General features: G+C 65.3%; 24 protein-coding genes and 1 pseudogene. 15 read left to right on the top strand and 10 right to left on the bottom strand.

The features are described 5' to 3' along the window. Nucleotides 1–211: 211 nt before the first annotated feature. Entirely contained in the window at nucleotides 212–1,405 is a 1,194-nt protein-coding gene (gene carA, locus ACVINW_RS04000; protein WP_456750113.1) for a glutamine-hydrolyzing carbamoyl-phosphate synthase small subunit, read from the bottom strand. A 161-nt stretch (nucleotides 1,406–1,566) separates the two neighbouring features. Between carA and ACVINW_RS03995 the strand changes: the two genes are divergently transcribed. The 6 genes and pseudogenes from ACVINW_RS03995 to ACVINW_RS03970 form a co-directional block, all read left to right on the top strand. Next, nucleotides 1,567–2,268 carry an alpha/beta fold hydrolase gene (locus ACVINW_RS03995; protein WP_456750112.1) on the top strand — a complete coding sequence of 234 codons (702 nt, stop codon included), beginning with the start codon at nucleotides 1,567–1,569 and terminating at the stop codon, nucleotides 2,266–2,268. Between the two features lie 59 nt (nucleotides 2,269–2,327). After that, nucleotides 2,328–2,783, top strand: a complete 456-nt coding sequence (locus ACVINW_RS03990; protein ID WP_456750111.1) for a GatB/YqeY domain-containing protein — start codon at nucleotides 2,328–2,330, stop codon at nucleotides 2,781–2,783. 168 nt (nucleotides 2,784–2,951) lie between these two features. Beyond that, nucleotides 2,952–3,419 carry a hypothetical protein gene (locus ACVINW_RS03985; RefSeq protein ID WP_456750110.1) on the top strand — a complete coding sequence of 156 codons (468 nt, stop codon included), beginning with the start codon at nucleotides 2,952–2,954 and terminating at the stop codon, nucleotides 3,417–3,419. A 78-nt stretch (nucleotides 3,420–3,497) separates the two neighbouring features. Next, nucleotides 3,498–5,018 carry an FAD-dependent oxidoreductase gene (locus ACVINW_RS03980; protein ID WP_456750109.1) on the top strand — a complete coding sequence of 507 codons (1,521 nt, stop codon included), beginning with the start codon at nucleotides 3,498–3,500 and terminating at the stop codon, nucleotides 5,016–5,018. Between the two features lie 164 nt (nucleotides 5,019–5,182). Beyond that, nucleotides 5,183–6,793, top strand: a complete 1,611-nt coding sequence (locus ACVINW_RS03975; RefSeq protein ID WP_456750108.1) for an acyl-CoA synthetase — start codon at nucleotides 5,183–5,185, stop codon at nucleotides 6,791–6,793. A gap of 181 nt (nucleotides 6,794–6,974) precedes the next feature. Beyond that, nucleotides 6,975–7,961 (top strand): annotated as a pseudogene (locus tag ACVINW_RS03970) (IS30 family transposase); the annotation flags it as partial. A gap of 53 nt (nucleotides 7,962–8,014) precedes the next feature. Here the strand turns inward: ACVINW_RS03970 and ACVINW_RS03965 are convergent. The 4 genes from ACVINW_RS03965 to ACVINW_RS03950 are packed head-to-tail and all read right to left on the bottom strand — an operon-like array spanning nucleotide 8,015 to nucleotide 9,794. Beyond that, nucleotides 8,015–8,530: an SRPBCC family protein gene (locus tag ACVINW_RS03965; RefSeq protein ID WP_456750107.1), complete on the bottom strand. Its 516-nt coding sequence runs from the start codon at nucleotides 8,528–8,530 to the stop codon at nucleotides 8,015–8,017. Nucleotides 8,531–8,562: 32 nt separating this feature from the next. Further along, on the bottom strand, nucleotides 8,563–9,030 hold the full coding sequence (locus tag ACVINW_RS03960; protein WP_456750106.1) for an SRPBCC family protein: 468 nt from the start codon (nucleotides 9,028–9,030) through the stop codon (nucleotides 8,563–8,565). After that, nucleotides 9,023–9,487: an SRPBCC family protein gene (locus ACVINW_RS03955; RefSeq protein ID WP_456750105.1), complete on the bottom strand. Its 465-nt coding sequence runs from the start codon at nucleotides 9,485–9,487 to the stop codon at nucleotides 9,023–9,025. The genes ACVINW_RS03960 and ACVINW_RS03955 overlap by 8 nt, the downstream gene beginning before the upstream one ends. Then, nucleotides 9,480–9,794, bottom strand: coding sequence for an ArsR/SmtB family transcription factor (locus tag ACVINW_RS03950; RefSeq protein ID WP_212011557.1), 315 nt, complete (start codon nucleotides 9,792–9,794; stop codon nucleotides 9,480–9,482). Before ACVINW_RS03950 ends, ACVINW_RS03955 begins: the two co-directional genes overlap by 8 nt. A gap of 119 nt (nucleotides 9,795–9,913) precedes the next feature. On the opposite strand from ACVINW_RS03950, the gene ACVINW_RS03945 reads away from it, so the two are divergent. From ACVINW_RS03945 to ACVINW_RS03935, 3 genes are all read left to right on the top strand, one after another. Next, entirely contained in the window at nucleotides 9,914–11,359 is a 1,446-nt protein-coding gene (locus tag ACVINW_RS03945) for an LVIVD repeat-containing protein (protein ID WP_456750104.1), read from the top strand. 7 nt (nucleotides 11,360–11,366) lie between these two features. Further along, a complete protein-coding gene (locus ACVINW_RS03940) occupies nucleotides 11,367–11,897 on the top strand; it encodes a hypothetical protein (protein ID WP_456750103.1) in 531 nt (176 codons plus the stop codon). 114 nt (nucleotides 11,898–12,011) lie between these two features. Next, nucleotides 12,012–12,629: a LysE family translocator gene (locus ACVINW_RS03935; protein WP_456750102.1), complete on the top strand. Its 618-nt coding sequence runs from the start codon at nucleotides 12,012–12,014 to the stop codon at nucleotides 12,627–12,629. Between the two features lie 7 nt (nucleotides 12,630–12,636). On the opposite strand, the gene ACVINW_RS03930 is transcribed toward ACVINW_RS03935, so the two are convergent. Genes ACVINW_RS03930 through ACVINW_RS03920 form a run of 3 tightly spaced genes read right to left on the bottom strand, consistent with a single transcriptional unit; the run spans nucleotide 12,637 to nucleotide 16,921 of the window. After that, entirely contained in the window at nucleotides 12,637–13,560 is a 924-nt protein-coding gene (locus ACVINW_RS03930; RefSeq protein ID WP_456750101.1) for an FAD binding domain-containing protein, read from the bottom strand. Next, a complete protein-coding gene (locus tag ACVINW_RS03925; RefSeq protein WP_456750100.1) occupies nucleotides 13,557–16,238 on the bottom strand; it encodes a molybdopterin-dependent oxidoreductase in 2,682 nt (893 codons plus the stop codon). Before ACVINW_RS03925 ends, ACVINW_RS03930 begins: the two co-directional genes overlap by 4 nt. After that, nucleotides 16,235–16,921, bottom strand: a complete 687-nt coding sequence (locus ACVINW_RS03920) for a TetR/AcrR family transcriptional regulator (protein ID WP_456750099.1) — start codon at nucleotides 16,919–16,921, stop codon at nucleotides 16,235–16,237. The genes ACVINW_RS03925 and ACVINW_RS03920 overlap by 4 nt, the downstream gene beginning before the upstream one ends. 169 nt (nucleotides 16,922–17,090) lie before the next feature. Between ACVINW_RS03920 and ACVINW_RS03915 the strand changes: the two genes are divergently transcribed. The 3 genes from ACVINW_RS03915 to ACVINW_RS03905 all read left to right on the top strand — a co-directional run bounded on the left by ACVINW_RS03915 (nucleotide 17,091) and on the right by ACVINW_RS03905 (nucleotide 19,087). Then, nucleotides 17,091–17,324: a DUF6894 family protein gene (locus ACVINW_RS03915; RefSeq protein WP_456750098.1), complete on the top strand. Its 234-nt coding sequence runs from the start codon at nucleotides 17,091–17,093 to the stop codon at nucleotides 17,322–17,324. A 409-nt stretch (nucleotides 17,325–17,733) separates the two neighbouring features. Further along, nucleotides 17,734–18,897: a PepSY-associated TM helix domain-containing protein gene (locus ACVINW_RS03910; RefSeq protein WP_456750097.1), complete on the top strand. Its 1,164-nt coding sequence runs from the start codon at nucleotides 17,734–17,736 to the stop codon at nucleotides 18,895–18,897. Nucleotides 18,898–18,904: 7 nt separating this feature from the next. After that, complete coding sequence (locus ACVINW_RS03905; RefSeq protein WP_456750096.1) at nucleotides 18,905–19,087, top strand: hypothetical protein; 183 nt, start codon at nucleotides 18,905–18,907, stop codon at nucleotides 19,085–19,087. 73 nt (nucleotides 19,088–19,160) lie between these two features. On the opposite strand, the gene ACVINW_RS03900 is transcribed toward ACVINW_RS03905, so the two are convergent. After that, nucleotides 19,161–19,958, bottom strand: coding sequence for an N-formylglutamate amidohydrolase (locus tag ACVINW_RS03900; protein ID WP_456750095.1), 798 nt, complete (start codon nucleotides 19,956–19,958; stop codon nucleotides 19,161–19,163). A gap of 104 nt (nucleotides 19,959–20,062) precedes the next feature. On the opposite strand from ACVINW_RS03900, the gene ACVINW_RS03895 reads away from it, so the two are divergent. The 3 genes from ACVINW_RS03895 (at nucleotide 20,063) to ACVINW_RS03885 (ending at nucleotide 22,303) form a co-directional block, all read left to right on the top strand. Beyond that, nucleotides 20,063–20,965, top strand: a complete 903-nt coding sequence (locus tag ACVINW_RS03895; protein ID WP_456750094.1) for a transglutaminase family protein — start codon at nucleotides 20,063–20,065, stop codon at nucleotides 20,963–20,965. 2 nt (nucleotides 20,966–20,967) lie between these two features. After that, entirely contained in the window at nucleotides 20,968–21,777 is an 810-nt protein-coding gene (locus ACVINW_RS03890) for a transglutaminase-like domain-containing protein (RefSeq protein ID WP_456750093.1), read from the top strand. Between the two features lie 127 nt (nucleotides 21,778–21,904). Further along, nucleotides 21,905–22,303 carry a gamma-glutamylcyclotransferase family protein gene (locus tag ACVINW_RS03885; protein ID WP_456750092.1) on the top strand — a complete coding sequence of 133 codons (399 nt, stop codon included), beginning with the start codon at nucleotides 21,905–21,907 and terminating at the stop codon, nucleotides 22,301–22,303. Between the two features lie 105 nt (nucleotides 22,304–22,408). On the opposite strand, the gene ACVINW_RS03880 is transcribed toward ACVINW_RS03885, so the two are convergent. Continuing rightward, entirely contained in the window at nucleotides 22,409–22,963 is a 555-nt protein-coding gene (locus ACVINW_RS03880; protein WP_456750091.1) for a chlorite dismutase family protein, read from the bottom strand. Nucleotides 22,964–23,146: the final 183 nt, after the last annotated feature.

Genomic DNA, 23,146 nt, shown 5'->3' with positions numbered 1-23,146 from the left:
CCCGGCGTTCCTCGGGATGGCCGCCTCACCCGATCTTGGTCAGGTCGTCTTGGCCAGCCCGCTTTGGGCAGCGCGAACACCAGACAGGTCGTGGCGGCATGCGCGATCAGCTGCCGCGCACAAAGTTGAGCGGGGCATCGACAGCAATCCATCGCTCCATGCGGGGATAGTTGGATCGCTTCGTCGCTCGCGCTCCTCGCAAGACGGAGTGTTAAGCCGCGCTCTTCTTCTTCCGCATCAGGTCGGCGAACCGCTGGAACAGATAGTGCGAGTCGCGCGGGCCGGGCGAGGCTTCGGGGTGGTACTGCACCGAGAACACCGGCTTGTCCTCGAGCGCGATGCCGCAATTGGAGCCGTCGAACAGCGAGATATGGGTCTGGGTCGCGCCCTTCGGCAGCGTCGCCTGGTCGACGGCAAAGCCGTGGTTCATCGAGGTGATCTCGACCTTGCCGGTGGTCTCGTCCTTGACCGGATGGTTGGCGCCGTGATGGCCCTGATGCATCTTCATGGTCCTGGCGCCAACCGCGAGGCCGAGCATCTGGTGGCCGAGGCAGATGCCGAAGGTCGGCGTGCCCGAGGCAATCACCTTCTGGATCACGGGCACGGCATATTTGCCGGTCGCGGCGGGATCGCCGGGGCCGTTCGACAGGAACACGCCATCCGGCTTCATCGCCAGGATGTCCTCGGCCGCCGTCGTCGCCGGGACCACGGTCACCTTGGCGCCGACGCCGGCGAGCAGGCGCAGGATGTTGCGCTTGATGCCGTAGTCGATCGCGACCACGTTGAACTCCGGCGCGGTCTGCTGGCCAAAGCCCTTGCCCCATGCCCAGGGCGTCTCATCCCAGGTGAAACGCTGGCCGGAGGTGACCATCGGCACCAGATCCATGCCCTCGAGGCCGGGCCATTCGCGCGCCTCTTCCTTCAGGGCGTGCAGGTCGAACTCGCCGCTCCTGGAATGCGCGATCACCGCATTGGGCATGCCCTTGGAGCGGATCAGCGCGGTCAGCGCGCGGGTGTCTATGCCGGAGAGGCCGATGATGCCGCGTGCCTTCAACCATTGGTCGAGATGTTTGGTGGCGCGGTAATTCGAGGGATCGGTGATAGCGGAGCGCAGGATCACGCCGCGCGCGCCCGGCGTCGCCGCCATGTTCACCGTCTCGATGTCTTCCTCGTTGGTACCGACATTGCCGATGTGCGGGAAGGTGAAGGTGATGATCTGGCCGGCATAAGACGGATCGGTGAGGATCTCCTCATAGCCGGTCATCGCGGTGTTGAAGCAGACCTCGCCGACGGCGTGGCCTTCGGCGCCGAGACCGAAGCCTTCCAGCACGGTACCATCGGCGAGCACAAGGAGCGCGGTCGGTTTGTGGTCCGGCCAGGCGGGAGCGTTTTCAGGGGTTGTCATGAGCCCTTTAAATAGTCGCCGCACCCTGCGGCGTCAAAGCGAAAGGGCACGAATTCACACGGCAATGCCCCTCGATTTGACAGGCTGGAACGGCCTTTTAATCTAAAGTTCCCTGAAGCGGCCGTTTGCTTGCCGAAAATGACCCGGTCCGGAGCTCCCGCATGGATAACACGATGCCGATCCTGCTCGTCCCGGGCGTCATCTGCTCACCGCGGATTTTCGCTCCGGTGATCCCGGCGCTGTGGCGGTGCGGGCCGGTCACCGTCGCCAACCACGTCCGGGACGACAATATGGGCGCCATCGCCCGCCGCATCCTGGCCGAGGCGCCGCCACGCTTTGCCCTCGCCGGGCATTCCATGGGCGGCTACATCGCCTTCGAGATCATGCGACAGGCGCCCGAGCGGGTCGCCAAGCTGGCGCTGATGAGCACCCAGGCGCGGGCCGACACGCCGGAAGCCACCGGCCGCCGTCGCGGTATGATCGAGCGCGCCAGAAATGGCCAATATCGCAGCGTGGTCGACGAGCTCTATCCGGGCTTCGTGCATCCGTCGCGGCAGGGCGACGCCAGCCTGCGCCAGGTTGTTTATGACATGAGCGAGGATGTCGGCGCCGAGGCCTTCATCCGCCAGCAGAACGCGGTGCTCAGCCGGCCGGATTCGCGGCCGAGCATGGCCTGGATCAAGTGTCCGACCCTGGTACTGACGACGGATACCGACAACACCGTGCCGAATTCGCTGTCTGACGAGATGGCCAACGGCATTCCCGGGGCAAAGCTTGTCGTACTCGCCAATTGCGGTCACCTGCCGCAGCTGGAACAGCCGCAGGCTTGCGCCGATGCGTTGGTTGAATGGTTGCGGACTTAAGGTTGTTCTGCAGCCGCAAACTGCCTACATGAATGGATTACCGGTTCAAGGACACAGAGATGCTGCGCGACGATATCAACACTGCGGTCAAGGAAGCGATGAAGGCGAAGGACGAGCGCAAGCTCTCGACGCTGCGCATGGTCAATTCGACCATCAAGAACGCCGACATCGACGCGCGCGGGCAGGGCAAGCCGCCACTCTCCGATGCCGATCTGCTTGGGCTGCTGCAGAAGATGATCAAGCAGCGCCAGGAGTCGGTCGAGCTCTACGACAAGGGCGGCCGCGCCGAGCTCGCCGACCAGGAGCGTGCGGAGATCGCCGTGATCTCGGCATATCTGCCGAAGCAGATGTCCGACGACGACGTGAAGGCCGCGATCGCGGCCGTCATCGCCGAGACCAATGCCGCCGGGATCAAGGATATGGGCAAGGTGATCGGCACTCTGAAGGCGAAATACGCCGGCCAGATGGATTTCGGCAAGGCCAGCGGCCTCGTGAAGGCGGCGCTGGCGTCCTGATCTCGTGGCCCGGATGCAGCCAACGGGTCGCGCGAACGCGCGCCCGATGACAGGCTCCGCGAAATCCGGGTAAGTCCGTCCGATCGGTGAGGGCCCGGATTACGCTTGGCTCCATCCGGGCTACGCAGGACCCGCACTGTGCGGGTCGGATGGCAGCGGAGGCTTCCGATGTTTCGTGTCGCAGCGGACAGTCTGGAAGCTTACCTTGCCTTCGATCCCGGCCGCACCGCGGATCTCGAACAAGTGCATGCGGTGATGCGCAAGGCGGCGCCTTCGCTCAAGCGGCATTTCCATGCGGGTTCGCCGGCCGGCGGGGCGGGCATGCGCATGAACATGATCGGCTACGGCCAGTTTCGCTACGCCATCAAGTCCGGCAAGACGGCGGTCTGGCCGGTGATCGGGCTGGCGCTGCAGAAGAACTACATCAGCATCTATGTCGCGGTGACCCGTGGCGGCAAGCCGCTGGTGTCCTGCTATGCCGGCAAGCTCGGCGAATTGCGCGCGGGCGGCAACAATTTTAGCTTCGAGGCGTTTGTTGATCTGAAGGCGCCTGCGGTGGCAGCGCTGTTCGCCGAGGCTGCCGATATCTTCAAGGCGGATCAGGAGAACCCGGTCCGCTACATGCAAGGCAGCTGAGATCAGCTCACCGAAAAGCGGCGGCAGGGATTCCTGCAAGGCTTTCGGGTCGAAGTTCTGGATAAATGGAGACAGGCCATGGCCGATCAGCAAGCTCCTTCCGGTCCGGATCTGACACAAGGCGTGGCCCTCTCCGACTTCCCGGGCACGATGTTGCTCGGCCATGTCGGCGACGAGGACGTGCTGCTGGTGCGTTCGGGTGCGGACATCTTCGCCATCGACGCGCATTGCAGCCATTACCACGGCCCGCTCGCCGACGGTCTGGTCGAGGGCGAGACCGTGCATTGCCCCTGGCATCACGCCTGCTTCGACCTTCGCACCGGTGAAGCGACCGCCGCGCCCGCCTTCACCGCGCTCGCCGTCTGGAAGGTCGAGCGCGACGGCGATCGCATCATCGTGCGCGAGAAGCGCGCGCAGCCGAAACCCCGCGTCAGGGGTCCGGTCGATGCACCCGGCAGGATCGTGATTGTCGGCGGAGGCGCGGCAGGCTTTGCCGCCGCCGAGATGCTGCGGCGGCAGGACTATCGCGGCAGCATTGTCATGCTGAGCGGCGAGACCGCGCCGCCGCTGGATCGGCCGAACCTGTCAAAGGACTTCCTCGCCGGCAGCGCGCCGGAAGACTGGCTGCCGCTGAAGCCGGACAATTTCTACACGGACGCCGCGATCGACCTCCGGCTCAAGACCGAGGTCCAGTCGATCGACACCGGCCGCCTCAACGTCATCCTCGTCGGCGGCGAAGCCGTTCCCTACGACCGGCTGCTGCTGGCGACCGGCGCGGAGCCGATATGGCTGCCTATTCCGGGCGCCAACCAAGCCCACGTTCATGTGTTGCGCACCCTCGACGATTGCCGGGCGATCATCGCCGCGGCCGGCGGCGCGCGCCGTGCGGTGGTGATCGGTGCAAGCTTCATCGGGCTCGAGGTTGCGGCCTCGTTGCGCGCGCGGGAGATCGAGGTTCACGTGGTCGGGCTGGAGCAGCGGCCGATGGAGCGCGTGCTTGGGCCCGCCATGGGCGATTTCGTCCGTGCGCTGCACGAGAAGCATGGCGTCGTCTTCCACCTCGGCGACACTGTGACCACGATCGAGGGCAAGCGTGCGCATTTGAAGAGTGGGCCCGTGCTCGATGCTGACCTCGTCGTGGTCGGCGTCGGCGTGAAGCCGCGGCTGGCGCTGGCGGAAGCCGCCGGGCTCGCGATCGATCGCGGCGTGAAAGTCGACGCCTACCTCGAGACCAGCGTTCCCGGTGTCTACGCGGCTGGCGATATCGCGCGTTGGCCCGATCCGCATAGCGGCGAGAACATCCGGGTCGAGCACTGGGTGGTGGCGGAGCGCCAGGGCCAGACCGTCGCGCGGAATATGCTGGGGCAGCGTGAGGCGTTCGACGCAGTGCCGTTCTTCTGGAGCCAGCATTACGACGTGCCGATCAACTATGTCGGCCACGCCGAGCAGTGGGACGAGATCGCGGTGGACGGCAGCATTGCCGGACGGGATTGCGTGCTGCGCTACAAGCGCGGCGGGCGCGTGCTGGCGGTCGCGTCGATCTATCGCGACCTCGACAGCCTCAAGGCCGAGGTCGCAATGGAGCGGGCGGCGGCCTGACGGGTTTTCCCCTCAACGATGTTCGTAGCCCGGATGCAGCGAAGCGAAATCCGGGTGGGTCTGTCCACTTGATGAGAACCCCGGATTGCGCTTCGCTGCATCCGGGCTACGCATGATGGCAGGACTAAGCCCGGCCATGACAAGGGATGGAAGCAACGCAAGCCATGCTTAAGGAAGCCGCCACCTACGACGAGCTTTATCGGAACTTCCGCTGGGATATTCCGGCGCGCTTCAACATGGCGACCGCATGCTGCGACCGGCATGCCGACGGCTCGGGCCGGCTTGCGCTGATCTATGTCGACGAGGACGGCGGCACCACGCGCACCTCGTTCGACGAGGTCGCGGATGCCTCGCGCCGCTTCGCCAATGTGCTGACCGCCGACGGCCTGGTGCGCGGTGACCGCGTCGCGGTGTTCCTGTCGCAATCGCTGGAATTGCCGGTCGCGCATCTTGCGGCATTCCGCGCGGCTCTGATCTCGATCCCGCTGTTCGCGCTGTTCGGCGAGGACGCGCTCGAATTCCGGCTATCGAACTCGGCAGCAAAAGCCGTCATCACCGATGAAGCCGGCTGGGAAAAAATCGCAAAAATCCGCGATCGGCTGCCCCTGCTGAAGAGCGTCTATATCGTCGGCGACAAGACGCCGGCGGGGACAAAGCCGTTCTGGAGCGAGATCAAATCGGCGTCGCCGGAATTCGCCACCGTCGACACCTCGGCCGACGATCCCGCGCTGATCATCTACACGTCGGGCACCACGGGGAATCCGAAGGGCGCGTTGCATGCGCATCGCGTCGTGCTCGGCCATCTGCCCAATGTCGAGATGTGCCACAACTTCCTGCCGCGGCCGGGCGATCTGATGTGGACGCCGGCCGATTGGGCCTGGATCGGCGGGTTGATCAACGGCCTGCTCGCGTTCTGGTACCACGGCATCCCGATGGTCGGGCACCGCGCCCGCAAGTTCGAGCCGCAGGCGGCGATGCAGATGATGGCAGAGCTCGGCATCCGCAACGTGTTCCTGCCGCCGACCGCCCTGAAGCTGATGCGGCAGGCCGATGTGAAGAACTCCGGCGTCAGGCTGCGCAGCATCTTCACCGGCGGCGAGTCGCTCGGCGGCGAATTGCTCGGCTGGGTGCGCGAGACCTTCGGCATCGACGCCCATGAGGTGTTCGGCCAGACCGAATGCAATTTGGTGATCGGCTCCAACTCCAATCTGTTTCCGATCCGCCCTGGCGCGATGGGCCGCGCCACGCCGGGCTTCGATGTCCGCATCGTCAACGACAAGGGCGAGGAACTGCCGCGGGGACAACGCGGCATCATCGGCGTGCGCCAGCCCTGTCCGTGCACCATGATTGAGTATTGGCGCAACCCGGAAGCGACCCGTAAGAAATATGCCGGCGAATTCCTGCTGACCGGCGATCTCGGCGTGCAGGACGAGGACGGCTATTTCTGGTACGTCAGCCGCGAGGACGACGTCATCACCACGGCCGGCTATCGCGTCGGGCCGTCCGAGATCGAGCACACGCTGATGAAACATCCGGCGGTCGCGATGTCGGCGGTCGTCGGCATCCCCGATCCGATCCGCACCGAATCGATCAAGGCCTGGATCGTGCTGCGCCCGGGCTTCGCGCCGAGCGACGTGCTGGCGCGCGAGATCCAGGAGTTCGTCAAGGTGCAGCTCGCTGCCCACGAATATCCGCGCTTCGTGCAGTTCGCTGATAGCCTGCCGATGACGGCGACCGGCAAGGTGCTGCGGCGCGAGTTAAGGGCGTTGGGGTAGTCGGGCGCGCAGTCCCTCCACCGTCGTCCCGGGCAAGCGGAGCGCGACCCGGGACCCATAACCACGGGATGTAGTTGTTGCGCGACGCTGTGGCCCCAGCTAGCTCCATCCCCATGTTCGGTGGTTATGGGTCCCCTGAGTTCACAAACGAAGTGCAACACTTCCTTGAGGAGGTGTTGCGATGGGGCGGAGTTACGAGCAGCTATCCCTGGACGAGCGATGCGAGATTGCCCGGCTTTCAGCCAATGGCAGCTCGGTGCGGCAAATCGCGGCAGCTCTGGATCGCTCGCCATCAACGATCTCTCGGGAGCTGAACCGCAATTCTGGCGCCCAGGTCGGCTACAAACCCAGCTATGCCCAGCAACAGATGCGAGCGCGGCGCTGGACGGGCGTACGCCTCGAACGGGAGCCCGGCCTGCGCCGCGCGGTCTTGGAGCGCCTTGGTCGGGGCTGGTCGCCCGAGCAGGTCGCGGGCCGGCTGGCCCGCGAACACGGCCGCAAGGTGATCTCCCACGAGACCATCTACCGCTTCATATACGCCCAGATCCGACGCACCTCGGACTTCAGCTGGCGGCGTTATCTGCCACGCGGCAAGAGCAAACGCGGCTACCGCGGCAAGAAGGGCGGCAGTCCCGCAAGCTTCATAGAAGGCCGTGTTTCCTTGAACAAACGGCCTATCGAGGCCGCCGATCGCAATGCCCCCGGTCATTGGGAAGCCGACCTGATGATGTTCTCCAAATACGGTCAGGCGATCCTGACCGTGCACGAGCGCACCTCGCGCCTGCTGCTCGGCATCCGCATCGCCAGCAAGCTCGCGCGCGGTATCGCCCGTCATCTCGTCCGCTTGTTTGCTGCCTTGCCGGAAGGCCTGTGCCAGACCGTTACCTTCGACAATGGGACCGAGTTCGCCTGTCACCTGGAGCTGCACCGCCTCGCGATCGAGACCTTCTTCTGCGATCCGCACGCGCCCTGGCAGAAGGGCGGCATCGAGAATGCGATCGGTCGGATGCGCCGCTTCATTCCACGCAAAACCGATCTCGCGACCTTCCCGACGCGCCGCCTCCGCCAGTCGATCAACGCCTACAACAACACCCCGCGCAAATGCCTTGACTTCCAAACCCCTCTCGAGGCCTTCTCTCAAGTGTTGCACTTCGAGTGTGAATCCACCTCCCTGCTTTCGCAGGGACGACATCGGAGTATGGGACGGCTGTATCGCCAACCTCACCCCGGCATCGCAATTCCCAATTCCTTCAGCGCCGCCAGCATGCGTGCCGGCGGCTGCATCGGGATCACCATGGCCCTGCCGGTCTCGAGCAGGCTCTTCAGGCTGGAGAGGATTGCCGGCCAGCCGGTGCGGCCGCCGGACAGGATGTCGTCGCTGATCGGGCGGTCATGCGATTGCAGCAAGGTCAGCTTGACGCCGTCGCCGGCGGGCTCGATCTCCCAGGTGACGAGCGTCGGGCCGAGCTTCTCGACCAGCTGCGGCCAGTTGACGTTGAAGGTGACGGTCAGCCGCTTCAAGGGATCGCATTCGATCACCTCGCCGGAGATGTGCAGCGCGCCGTCGGGCGTGCGCACGATATAGGCGCCCCCGATCCGAAGCTCGACCTCGACCGCGTTGCCGGAGAAATACTGCCGGCTGAGTTCGGCATTCGTCAGGGCCTGCCACAGCTTGTCGGGCGTGGTGGCGATGTAGATCGCGTAGACGATCGCCGGCTTGAATGTCTCGATGTTCATGTCCGCACGGGTCCTTCGATAGATTTTCATGGTCATGCGAAGCCGTCGATCCCGAGCGCGGCAGGCGGGATCGGGACCACCTTGCCGGTCTCGAGCAGGCTCTTGAGTCCGGACAGGATCGCCGGCCAGCCCTTGGAGATGCCATCGAGCAGCTTGCTGCCGACGCCGAAGCCCTCATGGGTCACGGTCAGCTTCACGACGTTGCCGAACGGCTGCAGCGTGAACACGACCCTGGTGGCCGGTTCCTTGCGCATTTCAGGGTCGGCCTCGTGCTTGAACGTGTAGGCGAGGCGCCGCGGCCGGTCGGCCTCGAGGATCTCGCCGGTGTCGGTGGTCTGGCCGCTCATCACCAGCGCAAGCGGCGAGCCGACCTTCCAGTCCGATTTCAGCTCGGTGTCGAACCAGTACTGCCGCGTGAATGCGCTCGATGTCAGCGCGTCCCACAGCTTCTCCGGCGTGGTCTCGATATAGGTGACGTAAACGAATTCGGGCTTAGGCATGGTAAGCCTCCCTCGCACCGCTGGTGAGCAGGTCCGCCGGCAGTTCGCGCCCGGTCTCGAGGAAGCTCTTCAGGCTGGCAATGACCATCGGCCAGCCGCCGGAGATGTCGCGCAGTGTCTTCGGACCGAGGTTGTCGTGCGTCATGGTCAGCTTGACCACTCCGCCGTGGGGTTCGATGTCGAAGGTCACGCGCGAAACCTGCTCGCGCTCGGCGCCTTCCTTCACGACGTCCCAGCTGTAAGCGAGCCTCCTGGGTGGGTCGGCGATCAGCACCTCGCCCTGCACGCTGCGGCGGCCGTCCTTGGTCAAATGATAGGGCGAGCCGACCTTCCAGTCGGAGCCGACGCGGTATCCGAACCAGAAGCGCTCGGTGAACTCGCTCGATGTCAGCGCATGCCACAGCTTCTCGGCCGTGGTCTCGATATAGGTGACGTAGACGTAGTCCGGCTTACTCATCACGCTTCTCCAACTGTCGCTTCAATTCGCTGAGCGCGGCAAGTTTCCCGCGCTCGAACTTCCTGATCCACCGCTCGCCGATCTGATGGATCGGAACCGGGTTGAGGTAATGCAGTTTCTCGCGGCCATGCTTGATCGTGGTGACGAGATTGGCCTCCTCGAGAATCACAAGGTGCTTGGTGACGGCCTGACGCGTCATGTCGAGGCCGTCGCAGAGCTCGCCGAGCGTCTGCCCGTTCTGTTCGTGAAGCCGGTCAAGCAGCGTGCGCCGCGAGGCGTCCGCGAGGGCTTTGAAGACTTCATCCATGGTTCGAATAATAGGCAACCGAATGGTTGCATGTCAAGAGCGTGTGTTTGGACGCCCGCATCGTCGTGCTAGCGTCCCGCGCAGCCAACGCAGATTGGCGTGGAACATGGGTGGTGCGCATGGATGGTCGCGTTACGGCGGTTTGCTGCACGTTTGTTGTCGTCTTGCTCGCACATGCTGCGAGCGCCGAGCAGCCAAAGATCGGCGACCCGCCCGAAGCCTCCAACATGCGGCTGGTTGGAACCAACGATCTGCAGGCGCGTAGCGCCTATCAGCCGACCATCCATCACCAGGGCGACCGCTGGATCGCCTATATCGGCCATCACGGCGGCACCGACGACATTCCCGATCCGGTCAATCCGATGACCGGCAAGGCCGAGCCGAACGGCACCTCGATCGTCGACGTCACCGATCCCGCGCATCCCAGATATCTGCGGCACATTCCCGGGCAGGAGGGCAAATATGAATCCGGCGGCGCGCAGATGGTGCGGATCTGCGACGGCAAGGATCTGCCGCAGGGCGATCGCAACGCGGTCTACATGCTGCGCGCGGTTGGTACCGAGGGGCATGAAATCTGGAATGTCGCCGATCCCGCCAATCCTGTTCTCGTGACCCACATTGGCGAAGGCCTGAAGGACACGCACAAGAATTTCTGGGAATGCAGCACCGGCATTGCCTACCTGGTGTCGGGCGCGCCGGACTGGCGCACGCGGCGGATGACGCAAATCTACGATCTCTCCGATCCAGCGCATCCCCTGAAGATCAGGGATTTCGGCCTGCCCGGGCAGGAGCCGGGAGCGACCGGCGCGGTGCCGACCGAACTGCACGGGCCGATCTCGACCGGACCGCAGGGCAACCGCGTCTATTTCGGTTACGGCACCAACAAGGGCGGCTTCCTGCAGATCGTCGATCGCGACAAGCTGCTCAACGGACCGAAGCAGCCGACGCCGGACAATCTGACATTTCCCGAGATCGCGCGGATGCCGTTGTCGGCGATGAACGGCGCGCACACGGTGTTTCCGATGCCCGGCATGCCGATCGCCGAATTCGCCCGTGACAAGGACGGCAAGACCCGCGACATCGTGATGATCGTCGACGAGGCGATCCAGAACGAATGCGGCGAGGCGCGGCAGATGGTGTGGTTCGCCGACGTCACCACCGAAGCGCGGCCGATGCTGATCTCGAGCTACACCGTGCCCGAGGCCTCCGGCGCGTTCTGCGAGCGCGGCGGCCGGTTCGGCTCGCATTCGTCGAACGAGAGCATGGCGCCGGTCTACTACAAGAAGCTGGCCTTCATCGCCTTCTTCAATGCCGGCGTCCGCGCGCTCGACATCCGCGATCCCTATCACCCCAGGGAAGTCGGGTACTTCATTCCCTCCATCACAGCGGCGACCGACAAACGCTGCGTCACCATCGACGGCCGCGACCGCTGCAAGGTCGCGATCCAGACCAACAATGTCGAGACCGACGAACGCGGCTATATCTACGCGGTCGACCGCGCCAACACCGGCCTGCACATCCTCGAATTGACCGGTCAGGCGCGCGCCATCGCCGGTTTGCCGTGAGCGGGCGATGCGCGGCTGGCCGGTCATCGCGGCGATGTTCCTGGCGCTCGGCGGCCTGTCGGCCGTGGCTGGCTACGAGATGGCGCCGCCGCAGGCCGCTGCGTGGCGCGAGATCGCCTGGCCGTTCCCGCGCGACGGCTGGCCCGCCGGCCGTGCCTTCCGCTGTGGCGCGGCGGAGTGCGCCACCGAAATCGAAATCTATCTCAGGCCGAAGCTCGGCTTCTGCAATTGCGACAGCGGCGTCGCCGATGACGATGAGGTCGATCGCGTCGCCGATGCCGACATGATCAGCCCGCGTTTCGTGCCGCTGAAGGCGGGGAATCCCGTTGATGTCGCAGACATGCACGGACGGATCAGGGCATATGATCTCGATGGACATCGCGCCGCGATCGGCATCGCCGTGTCGCATCGCTGCGATCTGATGGCGATTGCGGCGCAAGGCGGCGGCGATGCCGCGCGGGTGCAAAGGGCGACGTTGAAGTTTCTGGGGTCACCAGAGATCAGGATGTGGATAGCGGCGGCGATGGAGGGGCGTTAAGCCGCGGCGTTCTGGATACCCCGCTTTCGCGGGGCATGATGGCGATGAGCAGGAATGGCTTCCTCTTCGCCCGTCGGACGTGCATAGTTCACCTTCACCGTCAGTGAGATTTCCATGTCCCTGCAAGCCTATTTCGCCTTTGTCGCCGCCTGCATTGCGCTGGCGCTGTTGCCCGGTCCGATCGTCACGATGGTGATCGCCAACGGGCTGCGCTACGGCACGCGCGCGGCGCTCACGAATGTGCTGGGCGCGCAGGTCGGGCTTGCGATCGTGATCGGCATCGTCGCGGTCGGCCTGACCTCGCTGATGGCCACCATGGGCTACTGGTTCAACTGGGTGCGCTTTGCCGGCGCCGCCTATCTGGTCTGGCTCGGCATCAAGCTGATCCGCTCGCCGGTCGAAGGCGTCGGCACCGACGACAGGCCGCCGCCGCCGCGCGGTGGCTTCTTCCTGCAGGGCTTTCTGGTGCTGCTCTCCAATCCGAAGGTGCTGGTGTTCTTCGGCGCCTTCATCCCGCAATTCATGGACATGGACAAGCCGCATCTGCCGCAGGTTGCGCTGCTCGGCGTCACCTTCATGGCAACCGCGGTGCTGACCGATGCCGCCTACGCGCTGGCGGCCGGCCGCGCCCGCACATTCTTCTCCAAGGAGCGGACCCGGCTGATGTCGCGGATCTCCGGCGGCTTCATGATCGGCGGCGGCATCTGGCTGGCGCTGACCCGGGCGCGGTGAGGCTCAGCTACGCTGCGATCCGTTCGACGACGTCGCGCACCAGGCCCGTCAGCAGCTCGAGCTTGTAGCTGGTCATCGGCAGCGGCTTGGCTCCCGTGACCGCAAGCTCGGCGGCTTGCGCAGCACTTGCCGCATTGGCCGGCTTTCCCTGTAGCGCCGCCTCACTTGCGGTGAGACGCAGCGGCACCGGCGCGATGCCGCCCGCGGTGATGTAAACCTGCTGGAACATGCCGCCTGAAACCACCGCCCGCACGCAGATCTCCACCAGCGGCCATTCCGCATAGGAGCGGCTGATGGCGCGCTTGTACAACGCCCGCTCGCCCGCGAGCGGGGCAAACAGCTCGATCCGTTCGATCCGTTCGCCCGCTGCGAGCAGATTGTCGGCGGTGCCGTTGCTGCCGTCGCCGAGCAAGTCGGGGATCGACAGTCCGCTGCGCCGGTCCGTGGTGACCGTCGCATCATAGGCCAGGAGCGCCGTCGCCATCGTCGATGGATGCGGCGCCACGCACGGGCCGAGATCGAACGCGACGTGATAGAGGTGGTTGCCCGATCGCGCCGGGCAGTCGGAGCCTCCCTTCTTGAGACAGCCGATCTGCGGATTGCGGAAATACCAGCAGCGCGAGCGCTGCGCGAGGTTGCCGCCGAGTGTCGCCATGTGCCGGATCTGCGGCGTCGCGAGGCCCTGCGCACTTGCGGCGATGCCGGGATAGGCCTGGGCAAGCCGCGTGTCGGACGCGATCGCCGCGATCGCGGTCAGGGCGCCGATGCGCGCCGCGCCGTCGGCGCCCCACGCGATCCCGATCGTCTCGGGACCGGCGGTGAGGTCGATCACCGCGCCGCATGACAGGCCGCTGCGGCGGCGTTCCGACAGGTCGGTGCCGGCGGCGCGGAATTCGGGCGCGCTGATGACTTCTGCGGTTGCGGCGCTCATGCAGCGTTCCTCCCTTTCAGCGCGGCGAGGATACGGTCGGGCCGGATCGGAATCTCGGTGAGGCGGATGCCGATGGCGTCATGGATCGCATTGGCGACGGCGGCCGAGGTCGGCACCGTCGAGGCCTCGCCGATGCCGACGCTGTTGCCGAGCACATGGTCGAAGCCGGCTTCGTCGAAATGCACGTCGATTTCGGGCGTGTCGGCGATGCCCGGGATGCGGTAATCCTCCATGCCGGCGGTCAGCACGTCGCCGCTGTTCGGATCGAGCTCGCGCGCCTCATACAGCGCGTAGCCGAGGCCCTGGATCACCGCGCCGCAGGCCTGGCTGCGCGCCAGCGCGGGCGACGCGATCTTGCCGACCGCAATGCCGGTGTGGACGTTGAGCACGCGGACATGGCCGAGCCAGGTGTCGACCTCGACCTCGATCACCTGCACCGAACTCGGCACGCCGGCGCCGACCGCGATGTTGGAGGAGCGCCGCATCATCCAGCCGAAAACCATGCCGATCAGGCCGAGCTCGCGCAGCGGCGAGCGGATGCCGGGCGCGGTGTTCTTGCCGTCCTCGCCGCGGGCCTCGGTCACCGCGATGTCGGGCGAGCGCGCGATCAGCTCGCGCCACGGCGCGTTCGAGCCGGGCGCAGGCTTTCGTGTGGCCTGCTCGAGGATCGCGGCCTTCAGCTTGCGCACCGCCTGCAAGGTCGGCGGCATCACCGAGGCGGTGACGCGGCTGCCGCCGGAGCCCGGTCCTTCGGGCAGCGCGGAATCGCCGATCCGCACATCGATATCGGAGGGCTCGAGATCGAACTCGCGCGCGATGGTGTCGGCAAGGATGCTGCGGGTGCCGGTGCCGATGTCCTGCGTCGCGGTGCTGGCGACGATGCGGCCGCCCTTGACCGCGACCTCGACCTTCACATTGGGCTGCCAGAGATAGAGCCAATAGCCGGTCGCGACTCCGATGCCGCGGCGATAGCGGCCGGTCTGCGATGGTTTGCGATTGCGCCAGATCTCGAGCCCGGAGGCCCAGTTGTAGAGCCGCTGACGGTTGGGATCGGGGTCCCAGCGCTTGCGCAGCGCGATTGGGTCGACCTTGAGCCGCAGCGCGGCCTCGTCGATCGATTGCTCGACCGCGAACGCCATCGGCGGACCGCCGGGGCCGCGGAAGGCGGCGCCGGGGGGCAGATTGCTGATGACGTCGAAATCCGAAAGATCCTTGGCCTCGGCCGGATAGATCAGCCGCGCTAGGCCCGCGATGGTCGAGTTGGTCGCGGCGCCCGTGTCGGCATGTGCGGTCACGGAGAGTGCTTTCAGCTTGCCCTCATCGGAAGGGAGCAGCGCGACCTTCAGTTCGGCGGCCGGCCGATAGCCGGCGACCGAGAGCTCTTCCTGCCGATCGTAGGCGACGCGCACCGGCGCTTTCGCCGCGCGCGCCAGCTCGATCGCGGCGATCGTCTCGGTACCGAGGCTCGACTTCGATCCGAAACCGCCGCCGACGTGTTCGGCGATCACGCGGACCTTGTCGTGATCGAGCTTGTAGCGTTTTGCGATCTGCTCCTTGAGGTGAAACACCTGCTGGGTCGAGGCGTGCAGGGTCAGCCGGTCGCCGTCGAAGCGCGCCACTGCGGCGTGCGGCTCGAGGCAGGCATGCTGCTGCGTGGCGGTGCGGAAGGTCGCTTCGACCAGCAGCCTGTTGCTCGCCTGGCGCGCCTCATCCACCCAGCTGCGCGCCTTCTTGGCGCGGGTCGAGAACACCGCGGTCGGGCCACGGATGTTCTGGTTCCACGGCGCCGGCCCGCCGGCCGCTTCCGAGACGTTGCCGGCGCGCTTGCGGCTCGCTTTGTCGAACACCACCGGCGCGCCGTCCTTGCGTCCGGCGTCGAGCCCGACCACCGCGGGCAACTTTTCGCAAGTCAGCTTGATCGCGGCGAGCGCTGCCAGCGCGGCCTCGCGATCGCTCGCTGCGACCGCCGCAATCGGCTCGCCGACATAGCGCACGATCTTGTCGTCGCCGAGCAGCGACACCGCGGTGACGCCGGCGAGCGCCCGTGCCGGTGCGAGATCGAGCGCGGTGATGCGCGCATGCGCCTCGCGCGAGCGCAGGATCAGGCCTTCGAGTTGGCCGTCATGCTTGATGTCGACGGTGTATTTCGCCGCGCCCGTCACCTTGTCGCGCGCTTCGATGCGGGGTGCTGCGACATTGTCGCCGTCGAAGCGTCCGGTGCAGGCATCCGCCACCGCGCGGAAGATCCCGTCATAGGCGCCGCAGCGGCAGAGATGGCCCGACAGCGCCGCGCCGATCTCCTCGCGCGACGGCACGGCCGTGCCCCGGGTTGCGCGCCATTGATCGCAGAACGCGACGGATTCCACGATGAAGCCCGGCGTGCAGAAGCCGCATTGCAGGGCGTCATGCGCCATGAACGCCTTCTGCACCGGATGCAGCCCGGCGGCACCGATGCCTTCCACTGTCGTCACCGCTTTGCCGGCGGCGGCCTGCGCCGGCATCAGGCAGCTTGTGACCGGCGCGCCATCGACCTGCACGGTGCAGGCGCCGCAGACGCCGGCGCCGCACACCAGCTTCGTGCCGGTGAGTTTGAGCTGGTCGCGCACGATGTCGATCAGGAGCGCGTCGGGATCGTCAGGCAGGGATTCGACGCGGCCGTTGACGGTCGTCGTGGTCATGACTGTCCTCCGATTATCCTGCGTGTCGGCTTGTTGCGGATTGCCGCCTTCCTGGCGGGCGGCTGTTGTGATTTCGACGAGGACTTTGTCTCGGATCTCGGCACAGCGCCGGCGCAGAGCGTCCGCACCATGATCGCCATGTCCTTCAGGAACGCATCGGCCGGCTGCATCGCCGGATATTGCGACTTCGCGGCGTGCATCGACATTTCGACCAGCCGCGCGAATTCCGCCGGCGACAGCCGCTGCGGCAGCATAAGCTGCTGCTTGCGCACGACCCGCGCGATGGTGGCGGCCATGCGCTCCGCGTGGCGCGCGGCATAGGTTTGATAGAGGTCGCGCGCGTGCACCAGGTGCTCGGAATACAATTCCTCGATATGCGGCGAGCCGTCCAGCGAGGCGATCATGGTCGAGATCCGCGCGGTCAGGCCCGCGGCGAGGATGTCGCCGAGATCGCCGCCCGCTGCCTCCGCCGCGGCGACGGTGCTGTCCTCGGCCGCGATGGCGCTCTCATGCACGCGCTCGATCACGGCGCGGAACAGCGCCTCCTTGGATTCGAAATGGTGATAGAGCGCCTGCCGCGTCAGGCCGGCCGCCTCGGCGACCTGCTCGATCGAGGAGCGGCGAAAGCCGTGCCGGCGGAAGACCAGCATGGTGGCATCGAGAATCCGGGTTTTCGGTTCCATTTGACGATTTTGACAATTTCAGGAGAACTGTCAAATCGCGATTTGGTGAGGGAGCGCCCGCGCCGCCCGTGCCTGTGTGAGCGGCGTCACGGATGGTCGCGCGCCGGCTGCGTAAAGCTTCGTCATGCGAGGGCGAGCCCGATCGCCCGGCGCTTGCGAGGATACGGACATGACACAGGTCTATTTCCATTGCTCGAATACGCGCGGCGTGCTGATGGATCGCCGCGGCACGTCGGTGGCCAGCCTCTCCGAGGCCTGCGAGGCGGCGACCTGCATGATGCGCTCGCTGGTTGCGACGGACAGTCTGGAAGATTGGCGCGATTGGGCCGTGCATGTCAGCGACGAGGACGGCGAGGAGATCGTGATCCTGCCGTTTGCATTCGTTCTCGGCAAGCCGCACTGAGGGCGAGCCATGCCGTCGTTGCAGCCGTCATTGTCATCTCTTCGCCGCGGCATGAATGCGATTACGGCCGGCTGGCGCAATTTGATCGCACGAGTTCGCGATCCCTACCGGCCCGAGCTGCACTACATGCGCGGGCCGGGCCCCAAATGGCATGCGAAGCATCCCGTTCAGGCTGTGCTGGTTGGTTGATGCAGACCCGATCGCGTCGATTCGATTTAGAACGCTCCTAAGAAATCGCGCCGACAGCCGAGGCGCATCGTCGCAGTTCCCCGCAATTCTCGTTGCGCGATCGCAACACGATTGCCGATAAGCCCCACACTGGACGAGTTCTAATCGCCGCGCGGCTGCGCGCGTCGTTCATCGTGTTAGTGACGGCAGCAATGGAGACTTTGGAATTCAGGTAACGAAATTGACTGCGACGACCAAATCCCTGCGGCGGTGGGGCGCCGTCCACAAATGGACCAGCCTGATCTGCACCTTGTTCATGCTGCTGTTGTGCATCACCGGCCTGCCGCTGATCTTCCACGACGAGATCGACGATCTTCTGCACAGTTCGGTCAAGCCGGCCGACGTGCCGGCCGGCACGCCGCCGGCCGATCTCGACCATTTGCTCGCCAACGCGCTGGCGCGGGCGCCGGGCAAGGTGCCGCATTTCCTGATCTGGGATCGCGACGAGCCCGGCGCGATCTGGGTCAGCGTCGGTCCGACGATCGACGCCGATCCGACCAACAATTTGCTGGTCCGGATGGACACCCATAGCGGCGCCTATCTCGATTCGCCCGATGTCACCGGCCGCTTCACCTACATCATGCTGAAGCTGCACACCGACATGTTCGCGGGCCTCCCGGGGAAACTGTTCCTCGGCTTCATGGGAATCCTGTTCTGTGTCGCGATCATTTCCGGCATCGTGGTCTATGCGCCGTCGATGCGGAAGCTGCGCTTCGGCACCTACCGCGCAAAACGGACCCGCGTCGTGCGCTGGCTCGACGTCCACAATCTCGCCGGCATCCTGCTGGTGGCCTGGACGCTGGTGGTCGGCTTCACCGGTGTCATCAACACCTGGGCCGATCTCGTGCTCAAGATGTGGCAATTCGGCCAGCTCGCCGAAATGACCGCGCAGTACAAGGACCGGCCGGTGCCCTCGAAGCTGACCTCGCTGAACGGCGCGGTCGAGGTGGCGCGGCATGCGGTGCCCGGCATGACGCCGAGCTTCGTCGCCTTCCCGGGGACGCTGTTCAGCAGCAAGAGCCACTATACGGTGTTCCTCCATGGCGATACGCCGCTGACCTCGCGGCTGCTGAAGCCCGCTTTGATCGATGCCGAAACCGGCACGCTAACCGACAGCCGCGACATGCCCTGGTATGTCTCGACGCTGTATATCTCGCAGCCGCTGCATTTCGGCGATTACGGCGGCATGCCGCTGAAGATCGTGTGGGCACTGCTCGACATCCTCACCATCTTCATCCTGGTGACCGGCGTGTATCTATGGATGCGCCGGCGCCGGGCAGGCGTCAGCCAGGAGCGCGCCATCGCCAACGCAGCGTCGATCGACAGCCCCGCACTCATGTCGTGACGTCCGCATGCTCGCACATCGCTCATTGACCCGGATCTTCGCCGCACCGCTCGTGATCGCGATCGTGAGCACGGTCGGACTGATCAGCGCGCTGGTCGGCGACGGCTGGTGGGATGCCGTCTCCTGGGCCGCGCTCGGCCTGCCTGTGCTGCTCTATCTCGTGTTCATCTGGCGGCGCCGGCCGAACTGAAGCTCGCATCTTACGATGCGATCCGACCTCTCCCCGCACGCGGGGCGAGGTGAAGCGGAGTCCGTTCGACGTTCTAGATCAGCGCTTCCGCGCGCAACGTCATTTCGATCTCGCCAAGGATGCGCGCCAGCCGCTCGGCCCATGCGGTTTCGCCGGCCTGGTCGGAGATCAGGTCCTGGCGGATTTCGATGCCCGAATTCATCAGGCCGCGCTGCTCGCCATGCACCGGGATCGTGTAGTCGGTCTCGTCGCTGACCGCATAGGGCTCGTTGTCGCCGACCACGAGATCGCCCTCGCTGCGCAGATGCTTCAGCAGCAGCGGCGGCAGGGCCTTGTCGTGGTGATACAGCGTGCCGATGTGCCAGGGCCGCGCGATGCCGGCATAGACCGGCGTGAAGCTGTGCAGCGACACCAGCACCGTCGGCATGCCCTGGCGCGTGCGCGCGTCGATGATCTCGTCGATGCGCGCGTGATAGGGATCGAAGATCTGCGCGCGGCGCAACTCCGCGGCCTCGCGCGACAGGCCTTCATTGCCGGGCACCGTGGTGGCTTCGCTGATCAGCGGCACCGAGCTTGCGACATGCGGCGGGCGGTTGCAGTCGATCACGAGCCGCGAGTAGCGCTGTGCGATCAAATGCACGCCGAGCAGGTCGGAGAGCTGGGTTGCGACGCCGGCGATGCCGATGTCCCAGGCGATGTGCCGGACCAGCTCGGTTTCGGGCAGACCGAGATCGCCGAGCGGGGCGGGAATCAGCCTGCCGAAGTGATCGCAGGTGAATAGGAACGGTGAGCGGCCGGCAGCATTACGTTCAAGAACCGGTGAGACATCGGTGCTTGCGAGCAACAGAGATGAACCACCACCGTAATTCACGGGCCTTTTTCCTCAACTTTGCCTATTCAAGCGGCATGCTGGTCTGGAATCGAGCAGCTTTCTCTATAGATTATAATGTCCGGAATCACGATGATTGTTTGAAGATGCCGCTGCTGACTATCCATCACAAGACCGTTTATCGCTACGCGCGCCCGGTGGCGTTCGGCGAACACCGCATCATGCTGCGCCCCCGCGACGGCCATGATCTGCGCGTGCTCGACAGCGCGCTTGTGATCGATCCGCAGCCGATGTCGCTGCGCTGGATCCACGACGTGTTCGGCAACAGCGTGGCGATCGCCTCCTTCGACGAGCGCGCCGACACGCTGTCCTTTGTCTCGACCGCGACGGTGGAGCACAATCCGGCCGACACGTTTGCGCTGACGCCGGACGACCCTGCGTACTTCTATCCGTTCCTCTACGACGATGAGGAATTCCCCGATCTGCAGCAGTTCATCACGCCGCAATATGGCGATCCGAACGGCGAGCTGTCGGCCTGGGCGCGGAGCTTCCTCGATGTCGAGGCGCCGACGCTGACTTTCAAGATCCTCAGCGACATGACCCATGGCATTCGCGAGGCGTTCAGCTATCGCAAGCGCTACGAGCAGGGCACCCAGCATCCGCTCGACACGCTGCGCACGAAGTCCGGCACCTGCCGCGACTATGCGCTGTTCATGATCGAGGCGCTGCGCCGGCTCGGCATCGCCGCGCGCTTCGTCTCCGGCTATCTCGCGATGCCGCCCGGCAGCGCGCATGGCTATGTCGGCGGCGGCTCGACCCACGCCTGGGTGCAGGTCTATCTGCCGAGCGCGGGCTGGATCGAATTCGATCCGACCAACGGCATCGTCGGCACGCGCGATCTGATCCGCGTCGCGGTGGCGCGCGATCCGCGCCAGGCGGTCCCGCTGCATGGCGTCTATCTCGGTGCCGCGGATGCATTCCTGGCGATGGACGTCGACATCAAGGTGGTGTCGGTCGGCGAGAGCGTGACGGAGCAGGAGACAGCCTGACGATGCAGATCAAGGTCGGCTTCGAGATCACCTACACGGCGGCGCAGCCGACCCCGATGGTGATCATGCTGTCGATCCATCCGTCGCGCTATGCCGACGTCGTCGGCACCGAGCGCATCTCGACCGAGCCGGATGTTCCGATCGGGCTTTATCGCGACGGCTTCGGCAATGTCTGCGGCCGTCTGGTCGCCCCTAGCGGTGGCGTCACCTTCCGCGGCAGCGCGCTGGTGCGCGATTCCGGATTGCCTGACGTCGTCAATCCGGCGGCCCAGCAGATTCCGATCGAGCAATTGCCCGACGACATGCTGCTCTATCTGATGCCGAGCCGCTATTGCGAAACCGACAAGCTGACCGACATCGCCTGGTCGCTGTTCGGCAATACGCCGCCGGGCTGGGCGCGGGTGCAGGCGATCACCGATTTCGTGCATCACCACGTGACGTTCGGCTACCAGCACGCCCATCACATGAAGTCGGCGCATGACGTCTATGAAAGCCGCGCCGGCGTCTGCCGCGACTTCGCGCATCTGGCGCTCACCTTCTGCCGCTGCATGGGCATTCCGGCGCGCTACTGCACCGGTTATCTCGGCGACATCGGGGTGCCGCCGGATCCCGCGCCGATGGATTTTTCCGGCTGGTTCGAGGTCTATCTGTCCGGCCAGTGGTACACCTTCGATGCCCGCCACAATGTGCCGCGGATCGGCCGCATCCTGATGGCGACCGGCCGCGACGCCGCCGACGTCGCGCTGACCACGAGCTTCGGCCGCATGACGCTGGCGAAGTTTGTGGTGGTGACGGATGAGGTGGTGGCCTAGCGTCGTCGGCCTTTTTCTGTCATTCCGGGGCGGTGCGCAGCATCGAACCCTCAGGTGCGCAATTGCGCACCGAGAATCTCGAGATTCCGGGTTCGCGTCTGCGACGCCCCGGAATGACCAGGTATCGATGACCTCCGACCTTCTTTTCGTCTACGGCACGCTGATGCGCGGCTTCGACCATCCGATGGCGAAGCTGCTCGCGGGCAATGCCGAATTTCTTGGATCAGCGCAGTGCCGCGGCCGGCTCTATCTGGTGAAGCATTATCCGGGCCTCGTCGTGTCGGACGATGCCGCCGACATCGTGCACGGCGAATTGTTCCGCCTGCGCGAGCCTGAGGCCATGCTGCGCGAATTCGACATGTATGAAGCTTGCGGCGACGGCTTTCCGCCGCCGACCGAATATCTCCGCGAGCTGCTCACGGTCACGCTCGCCGACGGCAGCGTGCGCGAGGCGTGGACCTATCTCTACAATTGGCCGGTCGTCGAGCTGCCGCGGATCGCGTCGGGAAAATTCCTGGAGCACTAAAACGCGATGTGATTTGGTTGAATCATCATCGCGCTTTGGCTTCTTATTTGAGCATGGTCTTTCGGAAAACCGCTTCGCACTTTTCCGGATCGTGCTCTCGCTGCTTCAGATTTCCCGCTCGACGCGGATGTCGACCTCGCGCTCGACGAAGCTCCATTCCTCGGTCGCGCGCAGCATGCCGGCCAGCTCGTCGAACAGGCTGATATGATCGGGTGCGAACTCGAACCAGGTCAGGAAGTCGAATGGCATACCGAGGTCGCGGCAGTGAAACAGCTGGCGGGCGATGGCAGGAAGGAATTTCATTGTGCCCGAGATGTGGTGCGACTTGTCCTCGAAGATCTTGCGCCGCTCTTCCTGCGTCAGCTCCCACCACGCCGCGGATTTCCGGATCGGGATCAGCGCCGCGTGCGTCGCCTCGCTGCGGCCGAGCCCCGCCTGCACGGCGGTGAGCTTCTCGCGCTCTTCCTTCTCGGTGTAGCGCAGATTGCTGACGACGCCGGCGAGCCGCCAGGAGGTCTGCGCCGGCAACAGCGGCAGCGCGATCGACTCGCTCGCAACGATTGACAGCGCCGCGACCTTCGGCAGCGTCTCGCCCTTGACCCGCGCGATGGAGGTGACTTGCCAGCCGCCGCTTTGCCCGCCTCTGAATGTCGTGAACATGGCCTATCCAATCCCGGAAGCGGGGAGGGGGCAAGGTGGCTGAAACGTCTCTCCACCGAGGAATCCGGGGTAGCCCGGTGGGCGTCAGGGCCTGTGAATAGGTCGGAAAAATCCTACATTCTTCGTCCAATGGGCGGATGCCCCTATATGGCTAGCCGGTTGACCTGCGACTCACCGGATACC

The organism is Bradyrhizobium sp. USDA 4461 (assembly GCF_054055655.1).
Note: the sequence above shows the minus strand (reverse complement) of the source record. Positions and strands in the feature narration are given on the sequence as shown.